The 21,815-nt window shown below is 37.8% G+C and carries 19 protein-coding genes; 6 read left to right on the plus strand and 13 right to left on the minus strand.

Annotation, left to right across the window (positions count from 1 at the left end):
* Nucleotides 1-24: 24 nt before the first annotated feature.
* The 4 genes from ESU54_RS12615 to ESU54_RS12630 all read left to right on the plus strand — a co-directional run bounded on the left by ESU54_RS12615 (nt 25) and on the right by ESU54_RS12630 (nt 6,627).
* A complete protein-coding gene (locus tag ESU54_RS12615) occupies nt 25-3,519 on the plus strand; it encodes a T9SS type A sorting domain-containing protein (RefSeq protein WP_111844023.1) in 3,495 nt (1,164 codons plus the stop codon).
* Between the two features lie 55 nt (nt 3,520-3,574).
* Nucleotides 3,575-4,093 (plus strand): DUF4136 domain-containing protein, encoded by a 519-nt coding sequence (locus tag ESU54_RS12620; RefSeq protein WP_111844024.1) that lies wholly within the window; start codon nt 3,575-3,577, stop codon nt 4,091-4,093.
* 27 nt (nt 4,094-4,120) lie between these two features.
* Nucleotides 4,121-5,149, plus strand: a complete 1,029-nt coding sequence (locus ESU54_RS12625) for a tetratricopeptide repeat protein (RefSeq protein ID WP_235004558.1) — start codon at nt 4,121-4,123, stop codon at nt 5,147-5,149.
* A gap of 122 nt (nt 5,150-5,271) precedes the next feature.
* Entirely contained in the window at nt 5,272-6,627 is a 1,356-nt protein-coding gene (locus tag ESU54_RS12630; RefSeq protein WP_111844026.1) for a UDP-N-acetylmuramate--L-alanine ligase, read from the plus strand.
* Between the two features lie 33 nt (nt 6,628-6,660).
* On the opposite strand, the gene ESU54_RS12635 is transcribed toward ESU54_RS12630, so the two are convergent.
* The 3 genes from ESU54_RS12635 to ESU54_RS12645 form a co-directional block, all read right to left on the minus strand.
* Nucleotides 6,661-7,263, minus strand: a complete 603-nt coding sequence (locus ESU54_RS12635) for an FMN-binding negative transcriptional regulator (protein WP_111844027.1) — start codon at nt 7,261-7,263, stop codon at nt 6,661-6,663.
* A gap of 60 nt (nt 7,264-7,323) precedes the next feature.
* Nucleotides 7,324-7,695: a DUF779 domain-containing protein gene (locus ESU54_RS12640; protein WP_111844028.1), complete on the minus strand. Its 372-nt coding sequence runs from the start codon at nt 7,693-7,695 to the stop codon at nt 7,324-7,326.
* Nucleotides 7,696-7,783: 88 nt separating this feature from the next.
* Entirely contained in the window at nt 7,784-9,307 is a 1,524-nt protein-coding gene (locus ESU54_RS12645; RefSeq protein ID WP_111844029.1) for an aldehyde dehydrogenase family protein, read from the minus strand.
* Between the two features lie 148 nt (nt 9,308-9,455).
* Between ESU54_RS12645 and ESU54_RS12650 the strand changes: the two genes are divergently transcribed.
* Complete coding sequence (locus tag ESU54_RS12650; protein WP_111844030.1) at nt 9,456-10,376, plus strand: AraC family transcriptional regulator; 921 nt, start codon at nt 9,456-9,458, stop codon at nt 10,374-10,376.
* Nucleotide 10,377: 1 nt separating this feature from the next.
* On the opposite strand, the gene ESU54_RS12655 is transcribed toward ESU54_RS12650, so the two are convergent.
* The 4 genes from ESU54_RS12655 to ESU54_RS12670 form a co-directional block, all read right to left on the minus strand.
* Nucleotides 10,378-11,868 carry a cellulose synthase family protein gene (locus ESU54_RS12655; protein WP_111844031.1) on the minus strand — a complete coding sequence of 497 codons (1,491 nt, stop codon included), beginning with the start codon at nt 11,866-11,868 and terminating at the stop codon, nt 10,378-10,380.
* Nucleotides 11,865-12,563 carry a glycosyltransferase family 2 protein gene (locus ESU54_RS12660; protein ID WP_394348875.1) on the minus strand — a complete coding sequence of 233 codons (699 nt, stop codon included), beginning with the start codon at nt 12,561-12,563 and terminating at the stop codon, nt 11,865-11,867. Before ESU54_RS12660 ends, ESU54_RS12655 begins: the two co-directional genes overlap by 4 nt.
* Nucleotides 12,564-12,668: 105 nt before the next feature.
* A complete protein-coding gene (locus tag ESU54_RS12665; protein WP_111844033.1) occupies nt 12,669-14,255 on the minus strand; it encodes a 4Fe-4S binding protein in 1,587 nt (528 codons plus the stop codon).
* 3 nt (nt 14,256-14,258) lie between these two features.
* The gene (locus tag ESU54_RS12670) at nt 14,259-15,560 is read right to left on the minus strand and encodes an NAD(P)/FAD-dependent oxidoreductase (RefSeq protein ID WP_111844034.1); all 1,302 of its coding nucleotides are present in this window, start codon (nt 15,558-15,560) and stop codon (nt 14,259-14,261) included.
* Nucleotides 15,561-15,691: 131 nt separating this feature from the next.
* On the opposite strand from ESU54_RS12670, the gene ESU54_RS12675 reads away from it, so the two are divergent.
* Nucleotides 15,692-16,741 carry a glycoside hydrolase family 113 gene (locus ESU54_RS12675; protein ID WP_235004559.1) on the plus strand — a complete coding sequence of 350 codons (1,050 nt, stop codon included), beginning with the start codon at nt 15,692-15,694 and terminating at the stop codon, nt 16,739-16,741.
* Nucleotides 16,742-16,755: 14 nt separating this feature from the next.
* Here the strand turns inward: ESU54_RS12675 and ESU54_RS12680 are convergent, their stop codons facing one another.
* From ESU54_RS12680 to ESU54_RS12705, 6 genes are read right to left on the minus strand one after another with little or no spacing between them, the layout of a single operon-like run.
* Nucleotides 16,756-17,484, minus strand: coding sequence for a TIGR04283 family arsenosugar biosynthesis glycosyltransferase (locus ESU54_RS12680; protein ID WP_111844036.1), 729 nt, complete (start codon nt 17,482-17,484; stop codon nt 16,756-16,758).
* A gap of 51 nt (nt 17,485-17,535) precedes the next feature.
* Complete coding sequence (locus ESU54_RS12685; protein WP_111844037.1) at nt 17,536-18,339, minus strand: DUF547 domain-containing protein; 804 nt, start codon at nt 18,337-18,339, stop codon at nt 17,536-17,538.
* A 29-nt stretch (nt 18,340-18,368) separates the two neighbouring features.
* Nucleotides 18,369-19,253 (minus strand): sterol desaturase family protein, encoded by an 885-nt coding sequence (locus ESU54_RS12690; RefSeq protein ID WP_111844160.1) that lies wholly within the window; start codon nt 19,251-19,253, stop codon nt 18,369-18,371.
* Nucleotides 19,254-19,303: 50 nt separating this feature from the next.
* Nucleotides 19,304-20,272: an arsenosugar biosynthesis arsenite methyltransferase ArsM gene (arsM, locus tag ESU54_RS12695; protein WP_111844038.1), complete on the minus strand. Its 969-nt coding sequence runs from the start codon at nt 20,270-20,272 to the stop codon at nt 19,304-19,306.
* 7 nt (nt 20,273-20,279) lie between these two features.
* A complete protein-coding gene (locus ESU54_RS12700) occupies nt 20,280-21,098 on the minus strand; it encodes a purine-nucleoside phosphorylase (RefSeq protein ID WP_111844039.1) in 819 nt (272 codons plus the stop codon).
* Nucleotides 21,099-21,102: 4 nt separating this feature from the next.
* On the minus strand, nt 21,103-21,795 hold the full coding sequence (locus ESU54_RS12705) for a TIGR04282 family arsenosugar biosynthesis glycosyltransferase (protein WP_111844040.1): 693 nt from the start codon (nt 21,793-21,795) through the stop codon (nt 21,103-21,105).
* Nucleotides 21,796-21,815 lie beyond the last annotated feature (20 nt).

Genomic DNA, 21,815 nt, shown 5'->3' on the forward strand with positions numbered 1-21,815 from the left:
TGTAGAACTAAAATATAGTTCTCGATGAAAAATATTGTCTTACTTCTTTTATTATTAAACACTCTTTTTTTAAGTGCACAAATAGCTTATGATTCCCATACTATTGTTGACAGTTCCCATTCAGTAATTGGCTGTAAGGATACGTTATTGGCAGATATTGATGGAGACGGCGACAATGATGTTATAGCAAGTTCTTCAGAACAGAATAAAATTGTCTTGTATAAAAATATTGATGGACTAGGAAATTTTAGTGACCAAATTTTAATAAGTGGAAGCGCAACTAGTGTAGCTAAATTAGAAGTTTTGGATATTGATGGAGATGGTGATCTTGATCTATTTGCTGTTTTAAAATTGCAGGATCAAATAGTTTGGTATGAAAATACCGATTCCCAAGGAACTTTTGGAGAAGCGAATATAATACCTATCCAAACTAATTATCCAGAGTACATTTTCGGAAATGATATAGATTTAGATGGCGATATTGATCTTTTCTTTGCTTCCAGAACCGATAATAAAATTTCTTGGCTTGAGAACACTGATGGTCTAGGCAATTTTTCTGAAGAACACATTATCACAAATTCTACCTTAGAAGCCATGGTTGTTACCTTGGGCGACATTGACAATGATGGCGATATGGATGTAGTATCGGGTTCTAGAGGAGATAAGAAAATTGCGTGGTATGAAAATCTAGATGGTTTCGGAAATTTCGGACCTCAAAATATAATTTCAGATACCTATAGTATTATCATCGATATTAAAATTACTGATATAAACGGAGATGGGGATAATGATATAGTTTTTGGAACATTTGGACCAGTTGGTGGTATTTCCTGGTATGAAAATCTCGATGGTTTGGGAACATTCGGAGCTCCTATTATGTTAGGTAACGCTGCCTTGTCAAGTCTCGATGAAATCCAAATAAGTGATCTTGACAATGATGGAGATATAGATATAGTATCAGCCAGTTATAGAATATTATTTCTGAATAATTTAGATGGTCAAGGTACTTTTGGAAATTATGAAGAGATGTTGGGTGATATTGGTTCTTCAACTAGCTTATTTGTGGGTGACATAAATGGCGATGGGAAAAAGGATGTTTTGGCTGGCTATGATTATGGGTCGCTGGTTTGGTTTGAAAATATTGACGGAAATTCCTTTGGGTTAAGAAAAAATATTACCAAAAATGTAACCAATCCTACTACTTCATATGCAGTAGATATTGATGGAGATATGGATTTAGATATACTTATTTCATCAAAAGGAGATAACGAAATTTTATGGTATGAAAATTTGGACGGTTTAGGCAATTATGGAGAACAGAAAGAAATAAGTCTTGAGGTAAGTGCTGAGCAAATTTTTCCCGTAGATATTGACTCCGATGATAAAATTGATTTTATAGCAGCATTCGGAGGCAAGATTTATTGGTTTAAAAACATAAATGGTTTGGGGGACTTTTCTTCTGCGAATGTAATAGATGAAGCTCTCCGCGATCACAGATGGGTATATGCAGCAGATATAGACGGTGATGGGGACATGGATGTATTATCTGCCGAACCTTATAACGACACTGTTAATTGGTATAAAAACCTTGATGGACTTGGGAATTTTGGTTCCCGACAGACTATAAGTTCTAATTTAGATGGGGCTGGAAGTGTAGTTGCAGGAGACATTGATGGCGACGGTGATTTGGATGTACTAACCTCTTCCAGATTTGATAAAACTTTTTCTTGGTTTAAAAATATGGACGGCAATGGTACATTTGGCTCTCAAAATATAATCGCTGACGATACTTACGGTGCAAAAACTGCATATTTAGTGGATCTAGACGGAGATGGAGATAATGATGTTTTAGTAAGGTATCAAGCTAGAGTTGCTTGGTTTGAAAATCTTGATGGCAATGGCAATTTTTCCACGTCAAAAATAGTGGATGCTGATGGAGATGTTTATTATGGCGATGTAGATAATGATGGCGATAATGATATTATTGCTATAGGAGCTAATCTTACTTGGAATGAAAACTTAAATGGGCAGGGAGATTTTGGACCGGCAATTATATTGGGTGGTCTCGAAAATGCTGGAAATTTTATAAATACTGGCGATATTAACGGTGATGGTCAATTGGATTTGTTAGCATTAAACTCTGATGATAATAAGATTTTTTGGTTGGAAAATCGCGGAGCACAGAATTCCATAAGTGGGATTATAAAATTAGATTTAAATCTGGATGGTTGTGATCCTCTTGATATTGCAGCTTCAAACCTTATGGTAATTTCTGAGAGTGGTTTGAATACAGTTTCCACCTTTACTAGAGAAGATGGGAGTTTTGTAAATTATATGAACGAAGGGGAGTTTATTACCCGTGTTGAACTGTCCGGAAATAATAATTTCACCGTAAATCCGGAGTCTTATGAAACAATTTTTGTTGATTTAGGAAATAATGAAATAGCAGATTTTTGTTTGACACCAATTAGTATTCAAGACGATTTAAAGATTACTTTAATTGCTATTAATCAACCACGTCCCGGTTTTGATGCGAAATATCAATTAGTATATGAAAATATTGGCACTACAGTTTTAAATAGTGAAATCACATTACAATTTGACAACACCAGACAAACATATCTAAATTCAGTTCCAAATGCAGACAATGTAAACGGAAACACAATTACTTGGGATTATACAGGCCTTTTGCCATTTCAGTCCAAAACAATAAATGTTAATTTCAACACTTTATTACCTCCAATAAATAATTCAGGAGACATTTTAGCGTTCCAAGCCATTATAAATCCTATTTCAAATGACACAAACCCCGAAGACAATACCTATAATCTTGAACAGATAATTATAAACTCTTACGATCCCAACGACAAACAAGTAAACCAAGGCGAAGAAATTTACGAAAGCGAAACAGCTAATTATTTGGATTATATAGTGCGTTTTCAAAACACTGGAACGGCTGATGCAATAAATGTTCGTATTGAAGATGTGCTGAGCGGTAAATTGGACTGGAACACATTCCGCCCTTTGTCTGCGAGCCACGAATACAGAGTGGAAATTCTTAACGGCAACAATGTTTCCTTCATTTTTGACAACATCAACTTACCACCAGAAGTTTCAGACCCCGAAGCCAGCAATGGCTTTGTAGCTTTTCAAATAAAACCTATTCAAAACATTGCATTAGGTGATGTGATACAGAACACAGCAGACATTTATTTCGACTTTAATTCAGCCATCGTTACAAATACTGCTTCTACAACTGTTGTTGAGAATCTTAGCGTAGAAGAATTTGATTTGGATGGAATGGTTCAACTATATCCCAATCCCGTAACTTCGATACTTCAAATAAAAACATCAAACATAATTACTTTCGAAAAAGCAACCGTTTATTCTACGCTTGGCAAATTAATCCTTGAAACTTCAGAAAACCAAATCAACCTCGAAACCCTTTCCGCAGGCATTTATTTTGTGGAAGTTGTTACGAATAAAGGTAATGTTATAAAGAAAATTGTTAAAGAATAGCAAAGCCAAAACTAAAGGAGGCTTTTTTGCGTATTTTTATTGAAAAGAAAATGCAATGAAGTCCCTCCCATTTTTTATACTCTCCATATTCCTTGTATCCTGCGGAGCTACAGTGGCCGTTGATTATGACAAGCAAGTAGATTTTTCGAAATACACTACTTACAATTATTTTCCAACAATAGACTCTGGCCTTAACGAACTTGACGACAACCGCATTATACAAATTACGGATAGCCTCTTGCAGCAACGCGGTTTTGTACAGAGTGAAACTCCGCAATTATACATTAATTTTTATGCGCGTGAAAGTATTTCAAGTTCGCGAAACACTATCGGTATCGGTATTGGTAGCGGTGGTGGTAATGTTGGCGTCGGCGTTAGCGGCGGAATTCCTATAGGTGGAAATGTACTCAACCAACAGTTAACAATGGATTTTATAGACACTGAGAAAGACGATCTTGTATGGCAAGCCGTGGCAGAAGGCGAAATGAAAGAACGAACAACACCGCAACAGAAGGAAGCGTATTACTTTTCTGTACTTCAGAAAATTCTTGCCAAATATCCACCAAAGAAATAAGTGTTCAGCAATCAGTAATAATCAAATTTGCATATTCCACGACATAATAAAATAACTAACATCTCTCCCTTCGGAGGAGATGCCGCAGGCAGAGGGGGTCTTGTTATAGTACAAGTTTTCCTTTTATTCTTGCCATTCTTTTTAAGTGCTCAAAATAACTACCAGCAGGCTGAGGAATATTTTAAACAAGAAAACTTCAGTAAAGCGAAACCTGTTTTTGAAAATCATCTGAAAAAACATCCAGGCGACAAAAAAACGCGCGAGTATTTGGGTGATATTGCTGGTTATGCGAAAAATTGGGACATTGCCGTGGCTTATTACGAAGCCTTGGTAAACGAGGAGGAAACCAATGCCAATTACAACTTTAAGTATGGAGGTGCCCTAGGAATGAAAGCCTTGTCCATTAGCCGTCTGCGAGCGGTTTCATACATTGGCGATATAAAACATCACTTGGAACGTGCTGCTAAGCTTGAACCAAAGCATATTGAGGCTCGCTGGGCTTTGGTGGAATTTTACATTCAGTTGCCTAGTATTATTGGTGGAAGTGAAAAAAAAGCAATTGATTATGCAAATGAATTGGGAACGATCTCAAAGGTGGACGGTTATCTTGCCAATGGCTACATTGCTGAATATACAGATAGATCTAAAGATGCGGAACGCTTTTATAAAAAAGCAATTGAAGTGGGTGGCTCACCACATACCTACGAAAAGCTTTCAGGTCTCTACGAAAAAAACAATCAGCCAAAGGAGGCTTTGAAGACTACTGCAGAATCTTTAAAAAAGCATAAACGCAATCAGCTAAATTACCAAATAGGAAAAATCTCCGCACAGTACAACCTAGAACCAGAATACGGTATTGAGTGCCTTAGCCAATATTTGGCTGACTATTCTATAAAAGACGGTGTGCCAAAGGACTGGGCCTATTATCGCTTGGCACAGATTTATAAAAACCTCGGCAAAAAAGAAATTGCCCTTACTTGGATAAATAAAGCCTTGGCAGACCGTAATGATTTTGATGAAGCACGAAAAGAAAAATCACTCATCTTGGCACTCTAATTCTGAATTCTGAATTCTAAATTCAGAATTAGAAAAAGTATCTTTACAAAACTAAATGTCACCCTGAGCATGCCTGCACTGAGCGCAGTCGAAGTGTCGAAGGGTTAAATATTAAATCCCACATGAGAATCCACTTCATAGCCATAGGAGGCAGCGCGATGCACAATCTTGCATTGGCATTACACCAAAAAGGAGATATCGTAACAGGAAGCGACGATGAGGTTTTTGAACCGTCTAAAAGTAGACTGAAAAACAAAGGCCTTTTACCCGAAAAAGAAGGTTGGTTTCCTGAAAAATTGAGTTCAGAAATTGATGCCGTTATTCTCGGAATGCACGCCAAAGCAGATAACCCCGAACTTTTAAAAGCGAAGAAACTCGGCTTAAAAATCTACAGTTACCCAGAATTTCTGTACGAACAGTCAAAAAACAAAACTCGAGTAGTAATTGGCGGTTCACACGGAAAAACCACAATAACCTCGATGATTCTTCACGTGATGAATTACCACGGAAAGGATGTAGATTATATGGTGGGCGCCCAATTGGAGGGGTTTGATACCATGGTGAAAATAACGGACGGCAATGACTTTATTGTCATTGAGGGCGATGAATATCTTTCCTCACCTATAGATCGCAGACCCAAGTTTCATCTTTATAAACCTAACATTGCATTGTTGAGCGGTATTGCTTGGGATCACATCAACGTTTTTCCTACCTATGAAAATTACGTGGAGCAATTTGAAATATTTCTAAATGAAATAACAAACGGCGGAGCAATTATATACAATGAAGAGGATTCAGAAGTAAAACGCGTTGTTGAAGCCTCTACAAATCACATAAAAAAATATCCGTATCAAACTCCCGAATATGCTGTGGAAGACGGAACTACCCTTTTGGAAACTCCCGAAGGACCTATGCCAATTGAAATATTTGGAAAACACAATTTAAACAATCTAGAAGGTGCACGCTGGATTTGCCAATTGATGGGCGTGGATGCCGATGATTTTTACGAAGCCATCGCAACTTTTAAAGGCGCTAGCAAACGTTTGGAAAAGATAGCCGAAACCAAAACGGCAGTAGCATATAAGGATTACGCACATTCCCCTAGCAAAGTAAGAGCAACTACTGAAGCGGTAAAAGCTCAATATCCAGACAGGAAACTGATAGCCTGTTTGGAACTTCATACCTATAGCAGTCTAAGTCCTGAGTTTTTGAAGGAATACAAAGGAACAATGGATGCGGCTGACAGTGCAGTGGTTTTTTACTCTCCACATGCAGTATTGATAAAGCAACTGGAAAAAATAAAAGGCGAACAGATTGACGAAGCCTTTGACCGGGAAGATTTGATAGTTTTTACAAATCCCGCAGATTTTAAAACCTATCTTTTTTCGCAGGATTACGACAATACGTGTTTGCTGTTGATGAGTAGTGGGAATTATGGTGGATTGGATTTTGAGGAGGTGAAGGGGTATTTGAAATAGACTTAACACCGCTTTGCTCAAAAAAAAAGACTTTTAGTTAGAATTATAAATTTCGTCAATAAATCTGGAAATATCGTTTTCGGATTTATTTTTTAATTCCTGTTTTGCATTTTCAAAATCAGTTGCATTTTTATCCTGTGAAAGTTTAAATTTCCCTTCCCAATCCGTGATTTCAACGTCAAAAGCTTGAATGTAATTAATGAGCCGATCCATTCTTGGATCGTCATTTTTTAGAGTAAATTTTTGTGCTTCGTCTTCCAAAAACTCCGTCATATCAATCATTGTTTTTTTAATAGATTGCGGTTCATTTAAAAGGTGAATGTTTCCAGTAACGTGAACAATGATGTAATTCCACGTTGGTAATTGTGGCGTTTTATAAATACTAGGGGAAATATAGGTGTCTGGCCCTTTAAAGACGATTGTGACTTCTGCGTTTTCAGTTAGCGTATGCAGTTGTGGGTTGTTTCGGTCTATATGTCCAACCAGTTTTTTGGAGGTCTCGTTGTAAATAAATGGAATGTGGGTAACAAATGGTTTCCCATCTTTTGCGGTAACTAACATTCCCAAAGGAAAATGTTTGACTACAGAAATCATTTTGCCAATTTCATCTGATTGGTGATGTGGAGGTGGATACATGAGTGTTTTGTTGAAAACACTAAGATACTAAACTGTGCCCCAAATTTTGAAATGCGTTATTTATTCTTTTGAATTACTTGCGAAATGCTTTCGTTCTTCTTCTGAAAAAAGCCGGGAAAGAATTATAAAACGAAGTCCCAAAGGAATTTCAAGGGAAAAGCTGGCGCCCCTGCCTTTGGTAATATCTACTGTTAAGTGGGTGTGTTTCCAATATTCATATTGGTCTTTGTTCATATAAAAATTCACGCCTTCCACTTCGCCTAAAAGGATATCGCTTTCGTCTAAATACAAATCGCCTTTTTCCAATAGCATAGGAGCGGAGCCATCACAACAACCGCCGCTTTGATGAAATATCAATGCGCCGTATTTTTCTTTTAAGCTTCTAACTATTTCAGCTGCTCGTTCTGTTATTTCCACTTTTTTATTTGACATTTTTTTGAAGTTGATTCCATTTCATTTTAAAAAAAGGTGCCTTAACTTGGGGATTAGTTGAAGGCACCCTGCTTAATTAAATAAACAATCAAAAGAAGCCTAGTTTCTGTTTGTCGTAAGAAATCAACATGTTTTTAGTTTGTCTGTAATGGTCGAGCATCATTTTATGGTTTTCACGACCGATTCCAGATTTTTTATAGCCTCCAAAAGGAGCGTGTGCTGGATAGGAATGATAGTTGTTTACCCAAACACGTCCGGCTTTCACTTTTCTGGCAACTTGATAGGCTTGGTGCATATCGCGAGTCCAAACACCAGCACCGAGGCCGTAAAGGGTATCGTTTGCTATTTCAATAGCTTCTTCCTCATCTTTGAATGTTGTAACACAAACTACGGGTCCAAAAATTTCTTCTTGAAAAACCCTCATTTTGTTATTGCCTTTAAAAATTGTGGGTTGAATATAGAAACCACCTTCCAAGCCTTCATTGTATGCTGGCTCACCACCTGTGAGCACTTCACATCCTTCTTCTTTTCCTATTTTTAGGTAGTTCAGGATTTTTTCATATTGATCATTGGAAGCCTGAGCACCCATCATAGTTTCTGGATCTAAGGGATGACCTATCTTTATTGCTTTGGTGCGTTCCACTACACGAGCCATAAAATCATCATAAATGCTTTCCTCTACCAATATACGCGAGGGACAGGTACAAACCTCACCTTGATTAAAAGCGAAGAGTACAGCGCCTTCAATTGCTTTGTCAAAGAAATCGTCATCGGCATCCATAATGCTTTTAAAGAAAATATTAGGTGATTTTCCACCGAGTTCCAAAGTAACTGGAATTATATTTTTTGAGGCATATTGCATAATAAGTTGACCAGTAGTAGTTTCACCCGTAAATGCAATCTTATTGATTCTAGAACTAGAAGCCAATGGTTTTCCTGCTTCCAAACCGAAACCATTCACAATATTCAAAACACCTGCTGGCACAATATCCTGTATTAATTCTGCAAGAATCATAATGCTTACTGGAGTTTGCTCAGCTGGTTTTAGTATCACACAATTTCCGGCAGCGAGGGCTGGGGCAAGTTTCCAAGTAGCCATTAAAAGGGGAAAATTCCACGGAATTATTTGTCCAACAACTCCTAGAGGTTCCCAAATATTAAGTGACAAGGTGTTGCCATCAAGTTCGCTGGCACCACCTTCTTCAGCTCTGATAGCACCTGCAAAATATCTAAAATGATCTACCGCCAAAGGAAGATCTGCAGCGGTAGTTTCACGAATAGGTTTTCCATTATCCCACGTTTCGGCTCTTGCAAGCACCTCTATATTTTTTTCTATTACATCAGCAATTTTAAGAAGCATATTGCTTCTTTCGGTTGCGGAAGTATTGTTCCAGCTTTCGGCAGCTTCCCAGGCAGCATCCAGCGCTAAATCTATATCTTCTTGTGTGGAACACGCTACTTTTGTAAAAGTTTTGCCATCAACAGGGGAGATGCTTTCAAAATATCCACCCTTTTTAGGTGCCACCCATTTTCCACCTATAAAATTGTCATAGGTATCCTTGAATTTTGGTTTTTCAAATGTTTTTCCTGTATCTGTTTGAATATCGCTCATAATAATAATTTTAGAATGTTAAACTGTGAATTATATAATTTCCCTAAAGATATTTTGATATTATATCAATCAATTGAACAATTCTATTAAAGGATAACACATTTCAGTATTTATGCCCAGATTATGTGTTTTTTTCGTAATATTGAGTATGGAGCACTCATTGCGAAAACATAGGGAAAGCCGAAAAATTTATACGTTGGTGGAAAACCGGACGACCTATAATGCGGAGTATGCTGAGTTAAATATTTTTGAAACCCACCGCCCTGCTGAAAAAGTCTCCCTTACTTTTGATTTTCCAGTAATTGCCAGCATGCTTACCGGAAAGAAAATCATGCATTTAAAAAACCTGCCCGATTTTGAATTTCTTCCAGGGGAATCTGTAGTAATGCCAGCCAATGAAGAAATGATAATTGATTTCCCCATTGCGCGCAAAGACAGTCCCACACAATGTTTGGCCTTGGGCATTGATCCTGAAAAAATCAGTGAAGTTGCCTCTAAATTCAATCAATTGGTTTCAATTGAAGAAGAAAATAACAATTGGAATTTGGATAAAGGAGCTGCTTCCCATTTAACCAACCAAATAGAAGTAAATTATCTTATTGAGCGACTTGTTACAACCTTTACCCATAATTCAACTTCAAAGGATGTTCTGCTGGATCTCATGATTCAGGAATTGATTGTTCGTTTATTGCAAACAAAAGCAAAGCAAAGTATACTCAATGATAGTTTGAATATTTTTAGCGATACGCGGATCGGAACGGTGGTTAAGTATATAAAAGAAAATTTAACGGACCGTAGCATAAGTGTGGATCAGCTGGCAGAAAAGGCTTATATGAGCTCGTCCAGTTTTCACAAAAAGTTTAAAAACACTTTGGGAATTTCGCCTATTGATTTTATGAACTCTGAAAAAATAAAGTTCGCCAAGAAATTGATGAAAGAAAACAAAAACATACTTATTTCTGAAATTGCTTTTAAGTCTGGGTTTAACAACGTGAGCTATTTCAACCGCCAGTTTAAAAAGCTGGAACTGATGACGCCCCAACAATTTATTTTTTCAGTAAGAAAATAAGTTAATGGGAAGATTTTAAAGAGGAAAAGAACACAAACCCAAACCCTAAGAAAAGCATTAGGTGAAAAGGAAACAATCCAAAATCACCTCCTTGATCTCCTACAACAAAGGCGCTGTACATTCCAAAAGCGAAATAAAGCATCAATATACCTTCAAAAATTACGTTGGGAGAAATGTTTTTGGTGAGGTATTTATTGCCTTTCCAACCCTCCTTCAAACCACCAATGTTGAATTTTGGAGTGCGGATAAATTCACTTTTCTTCCCGAAATGTCCTTCCAAAACTGCAATGGAATTGTGCAGCGAAAAGCCCATCGCCACTGAAAAAAATGTAAAAAACATTACGGTGTATTTCAGAAAATGTTTAAAGCCACCACCATAAATAACTTTGTATGTAAACCAATAACATATAAAAAAGATGATAGTGCTTATTACGAAGAAGCTCATTACATAAAAATACATTTTCAAATGTTCGTACTCATTTTTTATGTAAAGCATCGGAATACTTAGAATAGCCACTAAAAAAATGTTTAAAAACATAGTGCTGTTCAGCAAATGCAGAAAGCTGTGTATTTTAGTTTTGAGTGAAATATCACGGCTTTTAAATACACGCCAACCCATTTTCTGAAAGTTTTCGGCACCACCTTTGTTCCATCTAAATTGTTGCGAACGGGCTGCACTAATAACAATTGGAAGTTCTGCGGGGGTTTCTACTTCTTCCAGATATTTGAATTTCCACTTTTTAAGTTGTGCGCGGTAGCTGAGGTCCAAATCTTCTGTGAGCGTATCGCCTTCCCAATTACCTGCATCGAGAATACACGCTTTTCTCCAAACTCCAGCCGTTCCGTTGAAATTTATGAAATGACCTTGACTGTTTCGGCCCACTTGTTCCAAAGTGAAGTGTGCATCGAGCGCAAAAGCCTGAACGCGGGTAAGGATTGAATAATCGCGATTTAAATGACCCCAACGGGTTTGAACTACACCAATTTCAGGATTTTTAAAATATGGAATTGTATTTTTCAACCAGTCTTTCTTCGGAAGGAAATCTGCGTCAAATATTGCAATGTATTCACCTTTGGCGGTTTTTAAGCCTTCCTTTAGCGCACCAGCTTTGAAACCTTCACGGTTTTCACGAGTTAGGTGTTGAATATCTAAACCTGTTTTCTGAAGTTCTTGAATATGTTTGGCCGTTTCTTCAAAAGACTCGTCCGTGCTATCATCCAGTACTTGTATTTCCAGCTTTTCTTTGGGATAATCAATTTCGGCAATATTGTTCAGCAAACGGTCCATCACATACAGTTCATTATATACTGGAAGTTGGATGGTTACATATGGAATTTCTTCTTCTTTGGAAAAATCGAAAGTTGGAGAATTTATATGTTTTTTTCTAGCTCTTAAATAGTTGAATAGCAGGTTCAACTGTGCTAAAGCATACATAAATATGAGGAGCAGGGCAATGGAATAAACTGTAATGATTATTGATTCAAGAATCATTTTTTGAAACTATATTTAAATATCCAGCTTAGGATTTTTATGCCTGCAAAGATAGCACCTTTTACCGTACCCGAAACCTTTGAAACACCGATGCGGTTTTTGTAGTTTACTGGCACTTCAACGTAAGTGAATTTCTTTTTCAGTACTTTCAATTGCATTTCTACTGTCCAGCCATAGGTTTTGTCCTCCATATTCAGAGCGAGCAACTTTTCATATTTAATGGCGCGAAAAGGCCCGAGATCTGTAAATTTTGAATTGAAAAAAAGCTTCATTAATTTGGTAGCCAATCCATTGCCGAAGCGTTGCGGAAAAGTCATTGACCCAGCTTCACGTAGTTCTTTAACTCGTGCGCCTACTACAAAGTCAATATTATCTTCAATAATTGGCGCTGCGATTTTTGTCAATTCCGAAGGATAATCACTGTAATCTCCATCCAGAAAAACAATTATATCGGGTCGTTCAGTGGAGTTGAAACGAGCTACATATTCCATTCCTTTCAAGCAAGCGTTCCCATAGCCAGCTTTTGGTTGAAAAAGCACGGTTGCACCAGCTTCTTTAGCCACGGCCGCGGTATTGTCAGTAGAATTGTTGTTGACCACAATGACTTCTGAAACGATATCGGGAATTTCGGCAATCACTTTCCCGATAGAACCCTCTTCGTTATATGCGGGAATGATTACTTTAATATTTTTTATCATTAAAAACTTCGGGATTTATGGACTGCGAATTTCAGAAAAATATATGACAATCCATTGGACGAAACCTACTTCAAAACCTAACAAATCTAGATCTGCTAGGTTTTAATTATTCACGTAATTCATCAAATCCACATCATTCCCAAGTAGGATTTCGTTGCTACTGATGCGTTTTTCCAAAGGACCATTTTCTAGTTTTAAAACCCCACGTGGGCAAACTGCTGAACAGATTCCGCAACCCACACAACTGGAGCGCACAATGTTTTCACCCTTTTGGGCGTAAGCGCGCACGTCGATACCCATTTCGCAGTAGGTGGAACAATTGCCACAGCTAATACATTGGCCGCCATTGGTGGTAATTCTAAATTTTGAAAACAAACGTTGTTGAAAACCTAAAATTGCAGCCATTGGGCAACCAAAACGGCACCAAACACGGCTACCAAAAATAGGGTAGAAGCCTACGCCAATTACGCCGCTAAATACAGCGCCAATAAGAAAACCGTAGGTCTGACGAAGGGTTTCTGCTTCAAAAAGAAATAAGTTTTTTCCTGAAAAGTAGTGAAAGCCTATTAATGAAATTATAATTACGAAATAACCAATTGCTCCCAAGCGTGCATCTTTTTTCAACTCTTCTCTTTTAAAAATCCAAGTTCCTGCAAAAACCACAGTTAAGAGCAGGGCAACCGATATTAGGAAAGTATTTTTTGTAAGCCAATATTTTGAACTATCATCGCCCAAATAGGAATATACAACGGCTGTGGTCATCAAAACGACAAAAACTAAGACGCTGTGAATCACCCAGCGTTCCACTTTCCAAGCCATTTGGCTTTTATCGCTTAAATGACGGAAGGGATCGCCAGCAGTTTCGGCCAAGCCGCCACAACCACATACCCATGAGCAATACCATCGTTTACCGTACTTGTAGGTTAAAATTGGTGTAATTATAAAGATAGATGCAAGTCCGAAAATTAATAATCCCAAACCAACATCCCCTGCGGAAAGTAAGTCATCTACTCTATATTGTTCAAAATTGTAATAATTGAGTGGCCATATATTTTTTAAGTCGTAGTAAGGAAGTGAAAAAGTGTCACTATTCAATCTGGACATAAGCTCGGGAATCAAAAAAGCGAAACCCAGCTGAAAAAACATCACTGAAAACGTACGAAGTTTTTCGTATTTATTATGACGGTATTTTAAAATGAATTTTATTCCGAAAGCCAAAATAGCCAGCGTATACAAAGTTCCATAAACAAACCATTGACTAGCTGGGCCACCATTTAATAATCTGCTCAACGGATCAAAAAGAGCAACAACACCTTTGTTATTTCCATCCTGGGCCAATCCCAAATATTGAGGAAACCAATAAAGCAATACATAGAATAAGGTTAGGGCCATACCGACAATCCAAGCCCAAAATCCTTTAGAGGTGAGAGATTTAAAATATACGCCGTCGTTTTTAATTCCGTCGTGCTTGTTGGTATAAGCAGCAATAGAAAACCAAACCGTCCCCCCTCCAATGGCAATCAAAGAGGCGGTAAGCCACAAACCTTTGTTTGGAAAATTTAGGTTGAAAAAAGCCAGAACCAATACCATCAATCCCAACAATCCGATAAAAGATGCAATTTTTTGTTGTGTATTGATAGTTTTTGGCGGCTCGCCAGTTAGTGACATATTTCTTTGAACGGTGCTCATAAATTATATAGTTATGGATTGACCGGCATATGCCGTTTGAATTTCCTTTTCATACTTTTTGAAGAATTCAGGATCAAAATTGGCTTGTTTTAGGTTTTGGATTACGTAATCCACACTTCTTTTTTCATTCAGCCATTTATCAAAAACTTCCTGTTCCATACGGATTCCGAAAGTGTTTATTCCCAGAAATTCATTTGAATTTTCATTATATGAAATAGTCACACAACGCAAATCACTCTTGCATTTCCAATGAAATTGACCTTCATAATTCTTTTTTCTGCTTTCTGAAAAAACCCAACCGTAGGTTTGATATTCAATATCAAAAAATTTAGCGCTATTAAACCAGTTTCCTGGATTGTATTCAAAGGGTTTTCCGCAGATGGTCTGTGCCAATGCTTCGCCCATCATTCTACCAGTGTACCAAACAGCTTCTATTGGCGGTCTGTTGCCAATAGGCTCGCGTTGTTGTGCGCAATCGCCAATGGCATAAACGTCTTCTATGTTTGTTTCTAGCTTTCTATTCACCAAAACGCCTCGGTCGGTTTCAATTTTTGAATTTTTAAGAAAAGAAATTTGCGGTTTTACACCTGTTGTGATACCTACAACGCTACAGGGAATTTCTTCGCCGCTTTTTGTTATAACCGATTTTACGTTTCCGTCTTTATCGCCTATTATTTTATCGAGTTCTGAGTTATGTCGAAGATCTACGCCGTGTGAAATTATGTGGCGCGAAAGCATTTCAGCCTCCGATTTTGGAAGTACATTGGTCCAAAAAGCATTTTCGCGTACGAGCATTGTTACTTCAATGTTTCGGGTGCGGAGCATTTCGGCCATTTCAACACCTATTAATCCACCTCCAATAATTACTGCTCTTGGACATTCTTTGTTGTTGGGTGCATTTTTTTCGAGCTTTTCTAAATCCTGTTTAGAGACCAAGCCTTGCACGCCGTTGAGTTCCAACCCCTCCCAACCAAATGTATTTGTTACTGAGCCTGTTGCAATAATAAGTTTATCATAAGTTAATGAGCCACCTTTCTTAAAATAAAGTGTTTTATTATTAGTATCCACTGTTTCAACGTAGGCATTTTTTAGTTCCAATCGGTTCTTTTCCCAAAACCAACTTTCATAGGGTTCAATATCTCTCCAACGCATATGGCCCATATACACATACATTAGTGCGGTACGAGAGAAAAAGTGGTCTGTTTCAGCGGAAACTATGGTTATCTTTTTGTCGGAAAGTTTTCGGATGTGTCGCGCTGCGGTTATGCCTGCAATTCCGTTGCCTATAATAACGATGTGCTCCATGTTTTTTTGGTGGTTGATTTCTTCAGTCGTTTATAAATTTACACAATTACGACTTAGACAGATTTAAAACAGTTATTTTTTTAATGAATTTTAAAATAAAGCTTTAAATTCATCCATAATATATACCGAAAATGATGTTGCTATACCGCTTTGTGGTTTGCTTTTTTCTTTTTTTCTTCATCACAGCCTGTGCACAAAAGAAGGATGCTTCCAAAGCGAAAGTGATGAAAGAGGAGAAAGTTCTAAAGATAAACGGAGTAAGCCTTGTTGCTTCTGGAGATACACTTCTGCAGCAAAATGTAATGCCCTTAAAAGAAATTGGAGCAAATTACGCGACTATTATGCCCTTCGGTTTTATTAAGAGTCTAGACCATCCTGAAATAATATACAACCAGCAACGCCAATGGTTTGGAGAGACTACTGTTGGGGTTAGGCAGTATGTAGAATTGCTTCACAAAAACGAAATAAATATAATGATGAAACCCCAAATCTGGGTTTGGAACGGAGAGTTTACTGGACTGGTAGAGATGGCTTCTGAAGCCGAGTGGCTTCAACTTGAAGATTCCTATCGCAATTTTATTTTAGATTTCGCGAAAGTTGCTGAAGAAGAAAAGGTAGAAATATTCTGTATTGGGACTGAGCTGGAAAAATTTATTGAACACCGTCCCGAGTATTGGCGAACGTTGATTGCCGAAGTGAGAAATGTTTATAAAGGAAAACTGACTTATGCCGCCAACTGGGACGAATACAAGCGCATACCCTTTTGGGATGCGCTAGATTTTATAGGCGTTGATGCGTATTTTCCAGTTTCGGAGAGTCAAACTCCAACAATTGATGAAGTAAAAACTGGCTGGGAGCGATGGAAAGTTGAATTGAAATCTGTTTCAGAAAAAGAAAACAAAAAAATTCTCTTTGCGGAATACGGTTATCGCAGTGTGGATTTTAGTGGCAAAGAACCCTGGAAGAGCGACAGGTCAATGAATTCAGTAAACTTAGAGGCGCAATCCAATTCCTTGGAAGGTTTATACAAAGCTTTGTGGCAAGAAGATTGGTTTGCGGGAGGTTTTCTTTGGAAATGGTTTATTGAACACAAAAGCGTGGGAGGACTAGAAAACAATCAGTTTACACCACAAAACAAACCAGCACAGAAGGTTGTTACAGCGTTTTATTCACAACAATAATTAAAACTGCTGTTCTATTTTTGAGGCGCTTCTTTCTTTGAAGGTTTAATATGTTTTAAATAATAATTATGCAACTTGTCTGCATCAGCGCCCAGCCAACGCTTCACATATATAGTCCAAAAATGGTATTGTAAATTCCAAACTCCTTTTTGCCTATAAAGCCTCGCAGAAGTTGTAATCCATTGTTGAATCACCACAAACTTTTTTCGTTTGTAAAGCTCGTTGATTAAAATATTGTCTTCGTAAACAGTGTAGGTTTCATCAAAACCGCCAATTTCATCAAAAAGTATTTTTGTAATAAACTGGCTTTGATCGCCCCCACGACAGGCCCTCCAGCGGAATTGCGTAAGCCATCCCGCAAGTTGGAGCCACCAATGGTTACTGTCAAATTTCATCTTGAAACAGCCTGCGGGGTTTCCTTTTTTTACTTCGGAAATAATGTATTTGTCGAAATTTTTTGGAGGAAAAGAATCAGCGTGTAAAAAGTAAAGTATTTCGCCTGAAGCCTCGCTTGAGCCTTTGTTCATTTGCTTTGCGCGTCCTTTTGCTGAAGTGAGCAAGCGAACGGAGACTATTGCCGTTTCAATAAAAGTTTTGATGATTTTCTGTGTTCCATCGCTGCTTCCGCCATCTACCACAATAATTTCTACTTCGTTTTCCTCAGAGCTATTTTCTGAAAGAAAGGTCAACAGATATTTAATAGTTGCAGCTTCATTTAAAACCGGGATGACGATGGAGAGCATTTTTAGATTTCAGATTTCAAGTTTCAGATTCTAAGTTAAAAAATACTTTGGTTACTTCTGTTCGTTCAGGTTCCAATCGTAGTTTTTATAGGTTAAAGCTACACCAGAGTTGATTTTGGTTTTTGAATATTGGTTTATGTAGCCAATCACGTCCGTCTTTCCATTTACCGTAAAATCTTTTTGGTACCAATCAAAAATGGAGGACAATTTAGGATTGTTGGCAGAAATATCGTTTTCAGCACTATTAATGAATGATTTTGTAACGCGGTCCAATTGTTCGTTGATTTTTGCTGCGGTATATGCTTCGTCCAAAAGTTTTGGGCAGGAAATGGACGCACAATTTATGGCAAAGTGAATTCTAGGTTCATTCATCTTTCGAAGGATTCCGTTTTCAATTCCGCCGAGTGATAGGTTGTTATCGCCAACGGCCACACGTCCTTTGGTCCAAGGGCCGTCAATGTCTTTGATGCTTTTTACAGGATAGTTTTCTACTATTAGTTTTACAGTTGCCGCATTGTAAAGATTGATATAATAAGCTAGTAGCTCTTGTACGCTCCAATCGTTTGTAGGATTTTGTTCCGAAAGCAATTTTAAATATGCATTTAGTTTGGCGCTATCGCTTTTAAAACCTTTGTAATCTACCAAACCTTCTTTGTTTACGTATTTTTTTAGAAGGTTGTTCCATTCTGAATGATCTACGTTTACTGCTGAATTTGCAGTGGTTGAAGCTAGATTAGCTCCCACTTCTTTTGTTGGTTGCCCTTGACTACTAAAGCCTGCGGCTGAAATTAGATTGCAACTTTGTAAAGAAAATGCAATAAAAAGGATTGCGACAAGATTGAAAATGGTTTTCATTTTAGTTTTGTTTTATATTTTTAAATAACTCACTCTTTGGTTTTAATGGGATATAATTCCTGTGAAATAAAACTCGATGGAAATTCTTCATCGCCATCAAAGCCTAGCTCAATGTCTCTGCCGTCATGCGGTATATGATTGGTTTTAAAAAGGTAGTCCCAAATACTTAAACTTATTCCGAAGTTAACACCGTATTGAGCGTGTTCTGGTAAAACTTTAGCGTGATGCCAAATGTGCATTTTTGGGTTGTTGAAAATATATTTCAAAAAACCATAGTCCCAGCCCAAGTTTGCGTGGTTTAAATGGCCAATAGCAAGGGCTGAAAAATGAACAATCGCTACAGATTCTATATCAAAGCCCCCAATTATGGCAAGAGGAATGTAAAGCACAGATTTATAAACCACAGGTTCCATCCAATGATAGCGAAGGTGTGCGGCGAACGCCATTTCTTTTACAGAATGATGCAGTTTATGAAAATTCCAAAGAAAAGGGGAGTAGTGCAGCAATCGGTGTGTGTTCCATTGCACAAAATCAGTAACCAAAAAAAAAATTAAAAGTCCGAGGCCAAAGGGCAGTGCATCTAGATCTAAAAGTTGAAAATCTGAAATCTTTAGACCAACAAACTGCAATAAATCATTGAACAACTCAGCCGTTGCATTTGAGAGGAAAATTAGAACAATTAAATTCAACAGGAAAAAGTTGAAGAACATATAAAAGGTATCCAACCAAAAATCTTTCCTGAATATTTTTTGGTTTTTCCGCCAAGGGAATAACAATTCCAAGCCCCAAACTACCAAAGAAACGATTATTAATCCATAGAAATAGTTTTCCCAATGGAAGTGGGTAATTTCTTGCCACAGATAATTAAAGTAGCCGTAGTAGGAATTTTTGAAAATCTCAAAATACTTTTCCAACACCAAGTTTTAAAACGTTAGACGGAGTTTCATTATCATAATTACACCAATTAGCAGCAGCCGCCACCGTCGTAATGAAAGGTGGACTCGCTAATAAATATGTCATCACGACCCAGGCTGGCTATAGCTTTTGCAGTTTTATCGCAAATTGCCAACGGTTGATTTTTAAGTAATACGTGACCCTTTTTATCATCAAAATAATCTTCAGTACCATAAAAGATAGCCGCCTTGCCTGTAAAAATGCAAGGACCATCTTTGGGCATTGGGTCTTTTATTGCCGCGACTTCAATAGATTCAATATAAATCAATTCATTCGTAGGGTAGTTTTTTGGGTCGAGGATGCGGTAGGGTTTACGCGCGCGGATTTCGATGGTTCCAAAGCCAACATCTGTTAGCGCTTTTACATATTCGGCAATTGGCAAGCTGCCGCTAAGGCATAGGGCACGCAGTCGCGCATCGTCTCTAAGCGTTTGGTTCATCTGCTGCTCACAAGTTGGATCGCTCATTACTAATCGTCCGTGTGGCTTTAGAACGCGGTACATTTCCTCAATTGCTTTTTTTAAGTCTTCGGCTTTGAAAATATTGAAAAGACAGTTCTGGGCTGCAACATCTATACTATTATCTTCCACGGGAAGGTTTAGTGCATCGCCTTTTTTTAGGTCGACAAATTCGCTTTTAAACCACGGGTTTACATTCTCAGCTTCCTTAAAGTTTTTACGGGAGGCTTCCAACATTTCATCAACGGTATCAACACCAATTACACCGCTTTTATTTCTGTTGAAATAGGAAAACTGAAGCAGTTCCATGCCACCGCCAACACCTACATATAGTATTTTCGGGCTGTTTGTTAGATCGCGTGCATTTACGGTGCTTCCACAGCCGTAATTCATCTCTTGCATAATTCTCGGAATTTTAAGTCCGGGAAGTTCCCAAATTGGGTTTGTCGTGCAGCAAAGACCAACATCAGGTGTTAGTGCCGCTTGTTTGTATACGTCGTTTGTAATATCTAGGTAGCTCATAAAAATTTTAAAGTTGTTTGATCAAATTGGTAAATAATGTAATCATATCTGGTTCCGCTTTGCCTGCCATCGCGATTATTTCTTCAATGTTGACGGGTTGCAGATTGTCTGGATCACATTCATCGGTTAGGATTGAAACAGCCGAAACAGATAAGCCCAAGTGGTTTGCAACAATAACCTCAGGCACTGTGCTCATTCCCACGGCATCGGCGCCAATAATTTTTAGGTATTTATATTCGGCGCGGGTTTCCAATTGTGGGCCCACTACGCTGGCGTAAACGCCTTTGTGCAGTTTAATATTTTTTTTCAAAGCAATTTGTTCCAATTTATGGTTCATTTCGGGATTGTATGGCGCGCTCATATCTACAAAACGTTCGCCCATTTTTTCCACACCGCGGAAGGCGAGGGGTGAATCGCCTTGCAGATTAATGTGGTCGTCAATCAGCATGATTTCGCCTTTTTTGAAGTTGCCATTTATAGCTCCGGAAGCGTTGCTAACCAACAAATAATTGATTCCCAAAAGGTGCATTACGCGCACTGGAAAAGTAACGTCGCGAAGTGAATACCCTTCATAAACATGAAAACGCCCTTGCATTAGCACTACTTTTTTTCCTTCCAAAGTGCCGAAAATCAATTTTCCTTTATGAAATTCAACTGTTGCCGTGGGGAAATTTGGGATGTGGTTGTAACTTACTTCGACTTCAATTTCCACGTTTTCAATTATTTTTCCAAGACCAGTGCCCAGTATAATTCCAACTTCGGGTTTATCAAATCCTCTTTGTTGAAGATAAGCTACTGCTTCTTCAATATATTTTATAGAGCTCATAATTTTATAAAAAGTTTTTGTCTAAATAAGGTGGTAAGAATTTTTGAAAGGCATCAACTTCTTTGATGTCTTCATAATAATCTACGTCGTTTCGTTCTTCTAACAAAACATATTTTTCATCTTTTAGGTCTTTAAGCGTTTCTTTCAGGACAGTGCTTGTACCCCAGTTTTTATTTTGAAATATTTCAGAATTAAGTTCCTTCATTCCCAATAAATAATAACCACCGTCGGTTGCGGGGCCAATTACAAAATGGTTTGTTTGTAACACATCAAAAGCAGTTTCCAAATCTTTTTTTTCTAAATCAAACATATCGCTGCCAATGATAATTGCTTTTTCATAACCCATTCCGAAGATTTCGGAAAAAGCGTTATTCATTCTTTCACCCAAATCTTTGCCTGTTTGCAGTTTTTTTCTGAATATATCTGAATTCCAAATATCCTCGCGATGAATATTTTCTGAATAAAAAACGTATTTGTCAACATTGAGTTTTTCCGTTATTGCTACTGTGTGCTTTAATAGAAATTTATAGATATTCAAAGCGCTTTCATCACCGACCGATTTTGCTAAACGGGTCTTCACTTTTCCTAATTCTGGGTTTCGGGTGAAAATGATCAGTGCTTTTTTGGAAGTGGGAAAATGAAAATCGAAAGCCATTTCATTATCACCGCCTGTGTTGTTTGAGGTTAGTAGCGCCATTATTTAGTGTTCTGCAGTAA

The organism is Aequorivita antarctica (genome assembly GCF_007997155.1).
Taxonomy (GTDB): domain Bacteria; phylum Bacteroidota; class Bacteroidia; order Flavobacteriales; family Flavobacteriaceae; genus Aequorivita; species Aequorivita antarctica.